Source organism: uncultured Gimesia sp. (assembly GCF_937910335.1).
Lineage (GTDB): Bacteria > Planctomycetota > Planctomycetia > Planctomycetales > Planctomycetaceae > Gimesia.
In genome coordinates this window covers 1-4,162 of the sequence record NZ_CALEMX010000560.1, presented here as the reverse complement: position 1 = coordinate 4,162, position 4,162 = coordinate 1, and the positions used below count along the sequence as shown (strand labels likewise).

Genomic DNA, 4,162 nt, shown 5'->3' with positions numbered 1-4,162 from the left:
AAGAAGGAAAATCGCCATTCCTGCTTGGTGGCCCCTGCGAAATATATCTCGGAGGAAATCCCATGGATGGATATCCACTCGGTTTGCCCGCAGGAGTCGCAGGAGGATTGAGCGGTAAGTAACTAAATCATAACCGCGCAAACGTGTCTGTCAACAGAATTTAACGATGCAATTCAGGCGATTTTGCATTCTGAACAGCAATGTTAGAAAAAAAAGAGCATTTTCCGGTTTATACACCGCATTGGGTATGTGGATATCAGTTTCGCCTTAACCTGTTGTCGTATCAAGGGATGTTTTCTGGAGCAGGAGCAGCATTTCAATCCATTGGACTCTGCGAGCGAACTGAATCAATTCCCGGTCCTGGCTTGATTCACATTCAGAACAACAGTCGACAAAGGTATTCAGAGACCAACGATTATTTAACAGCAACCGATTTTTCCAGTTGGCGACGGTTTGAGTTTCAAACAGATCAATTAATGGTCGTACCCGTTCTGGTAAAAGATCGTGAATGGGGTGATAACCGACAACCCTGCTCCAGTATTTTGCGTTTGAGTAATCAGGTTCACGGCGGTGCATAATATGATGCCAGTAGTCACCCGCCTGGTGTAAACCCTGATTTTGTACCGATTGCGAGAACTGATGGCTTTCGTCAAGATAATCATGGAGACACAATAACCCGGACTGCATGGCAGCTGCGTCAGCTGGAGACGAAATCGAGGGTAAGTCTTGAGCAGGTTGATAAGCACGAAGTATATGCAGAAGCCAGTCGCGCGCAGGGCCGGGAGGATTGGGGGCCAGATCGGGTAATGGGGGTTGCAATGTGCTGGAGAGAGGAAATTCAGTTGAACTGAAACTGCGGCTTTTCATACCCGCTTGGGCTAGAAGGATCAAAATATGCCAGAGAAGATCCGCTGAATCAGGGATTTCCTGAAGCTTTGAAAAAGCAGATTTTGGGATTAGTACCAGGGCATGCTGAAGTGGATTCATTGCAAGAGATGCTGCGACCGGAGGCAGGCATTCCATTAATTGAATGAACAGTCCTGAATCATCGAAAGGCAGAAGATAAATTTCATTTTGATCAGCATTCAAATTTAGGTTGTTTAATTGATTCAGTTCTGACAGATCCACGTATTGTTGGGAGTCAACAACTCCCAGATAATCCGAAGTGGTTCTCTCAATGAGTGAAACGAGTTCATCGCGTCGAAGGTGCGTGAGGTCAAGATCGTTCAGTCTGCTGATACTCAGATTGGAAAGCTCAGTTAAACTCTGTGATGATTCGTTGTGATTTCCAGAAAGATAGAGGTGGATCGATGCGGACATGGGAATGAAAATTCAGTTTGAAGGAGAAGATGGTCGTGCTGATTCGCCTAACGTAATCTATTGACGGCCTGTTAGAAAGGCAACTCTGATGGGTGGCTTCTCTCTTCAGAATCAATCTTTGCTAAAACAGCAGAGTTGACCATTTTCCAGTGAAACAATAATCCTTCCTTCAGAATCAATGGCCGTTCCCCCCTTCACTGCCAACGCAGGAAGTTTGTGAGTCCAAAGATCTGTTCCTTTTTCAATATTAATTGCCGTTAGAAACGCTGACTCTGGTTTCAAATCCGGATGACCGGCGGTAAGAAGTATTTCTGGAGAAACGATAAAACTGGTAAAGCGACGTTGATTCTGGTCTTCCCAGATTTTCTTGCGTTTGAAGGATTTACCCGTACGACGGGCACGCATGCTTAACCAACGTGCCACTTCTTTTTTCACCTTGGGGGCACCTGGCGGCAACGCTTCTTTCAGAGTCAGATTTGTAAACACACTTCCTTCATAACTGGCGTCGTGAATCAATTCTCTTCTGTCAGCCAGTGTGTGCTCAATCGAGAGGTACTTCCCATAGCCAGGGTAGTACGGATAGAAGGCGGTTCGGTATTGTGATCGAACTTCTGTACTGGGGGTATTTAAACACTTTAATGTTTTCAGGTTGTAACGGGCGATTTCATAAACGCCTCCTGCCAGGAATCGGAGTTCATCGCCATCGATATATAAACTACCCTGCAGACTGATCCCACTATTCACTTCCTGTGATAATGCTCCCGAACTGTTATTTTCCTGCTTTAACTCACCAGTTTTTGAATCTAAGGCGACCACGTGCGTACCATCAAAGTGAGCGATACCTGCGACGGCGTAAACGGTATCATTCTGAACGACAACGCCACCTGAAACTGGCCAGGTTGATATCAATTTTCCATAGACGGGAATTAAACGTTGGTCAGGGGCTACTCGAAATGACCAGAGAGGTTTACCAGTTTTTGCTTCGTAAGCGTATACTCGCCCGTCGGCTGATCCAACATAGAGACGATGATTGTTGACCGTCGGAGGATAATAAATGGCGCCTCCCGTATATTGTTTCCAAATCTGCTTGCCTTGCATATCAAATGCAGTAATGACACCATTTCGATCACCGATAAAAATCTGATTTCCAGCAATGACGGGAGCTGTAGGTAGTGCAGATTTTGTAACCTGAGTTGTCCAGGCCAGTTTAGTTTTGACGGGAACTGAAACATTTGTTGTGGATGATTGATGATTGTCACCACGAAATGCAGGCCAGTCATTCTCGTGAACCGATAACAATTCAACTTTTGTCAGATCATCTGTATAAGCGACTCGTCGAGGAGGGACTTGTTTTGCCGGTGAAGAGGAATTCTTTTCAGGACCCAGACAGATGTGTCCGTAAAGCGATAGTTGACAACCACACATCCAGGGACCCCAGTATAAGAGTCCGTTGGAAACAATGACCCCATCCTGGCAGGGTGGGCGCATGGGGGCAATATGTTGGGCAGAATGTGTTGCCGTTTCCAGTCTGACAGTCCCACCGCTGGTGCGGAAAAAGATGCTGTCGATACTGCCTGTGGCTCGCGTGCAGGCGCGGCGGGTGGGAAGTGAAGCAATTTTTTCTCCGGTAGCATAATCCAGTTTCATGCCGGTCTCTTTGGGGCCAGCGGCATAAATTCCATCATCTCGTAAAACTAACTGCAGATTACCATGCTCTTTCTCCCACAGCCAATACCCATCAGTGGCAGACGCGGTGACAAGATGCAAACGCTGTGGTCCAGCAAAAAACAGGTAGTCATCGCTGCACTTCATATATGCTGTCGTAGCATAACCTGTAACGTAATGTTGTGCTTTCTGATTGGAGCCGATGGATGTTAAAAGTTTTTTATCATCATTTTTCCAGATCTGTTTTCCATTTTTGGTATTCAAGCACGCAAGATATTTACCAGGGCAAAAATAAAAGAGCTGGTTGTTTTTCATACAGACGCCGCGGCTGTCGATATAGTCCTGCTCACGAAAATGCCAGAGGATTTTTTTTGTAGCAGGGTCCATTGCTACAAACGTGCGGCCGAATCCAAAAGCGTTTTTAGGGTCGGAATAGTCGTGTCCTTTCCACATTCCCCAAGGCCAGTGTCCCAAGCCGCGTCGTGCTGATTTTTGGGTATCAACTTTGATTTCTTTGCTTCCGATTAATGCATAGAGAGTCCCGTTTTGCATGCCCATCCATTTCCAGACGGGCCCATCAGCAAGTTTCTCATCAATGATGATTTCATCCCGGATTTTACCCGTTTCACTATCGATAATTTTACAGGACTCATTGTCTGCCATATATAGAGCATCTTTGGTTCCAATCATTGTGTTGCGGTGAATCATGAAACTTTCTGGCAGTTTTCGTTTCCAGAGGATCGTTCCGTTGTAAGCATTGATACACATTAAAGTGTTCAAGATTGCATTCTGATTCTCTTTATGAGCAATGTGGCCGAATGCTTTAAAGACCTTTCCGCCCGCTGCTACAGAAACTTCAGGCATTGGTGAAAATTTGGGATCTGCCAGAAACTGTGTACGATAAGGAGACCTTGCATTTTGATCGGTCGATTGCGGATTATTATCCGGTCGATGATAAGGATGGTTCCAATAATCATTTCCCGCCGGAATTGGTTTTGTGAGTTTAGAATTAGAAAAAAATGCGATGCCCTCGGGACGCAGAACACGCAAAAGCTCCTCCTTAGATGTCTGTTTACCGGCTGTCTTCTGTACAAAAATAACGTCTGCCAGATTACTGGCAAGCGCAATGGCGTCATGAGTTCCCTGATCAGCAAAAATGCGTTGTCCCAATAGCCCT

General features: G+C 45.7%; 2 protein-coding genes. Both read right to left on the bottom strand.

The features are described from left to right. Positions 1-267: 267 nt before the first annotated feature. Positions 268-1,320, bottom strand: a complete 1,053-nt coding sequence (locus tag Q0668_RS23060; protein WP_298868895.1) for a hypothetical protein — start codon at positions 1,318-1,320, stop codon at positions 268-270. A 111-nt stretch (positions 1,321-1,431) separates the two neighbouring features. Beyond that, positions 1,432-4,162, bottom strand: a 2,731-nt coding sequence (locus Q0668_RS23055; RefSeq protein ID WP_298868894.1) for a PQQ-binding-like beta-propeller repeat protein, incomplete at its 5' end; no start/stop codon positions are given.

Coding starts and splice junctions, on each gene's coding strand:
- Q0668_RS23060 (WP_298868895.1), bottom strand. CDS start 1,320: ATGTCCGCATCGATCCACCTCTATCTTTCTGGAAATCACAACGAATCA.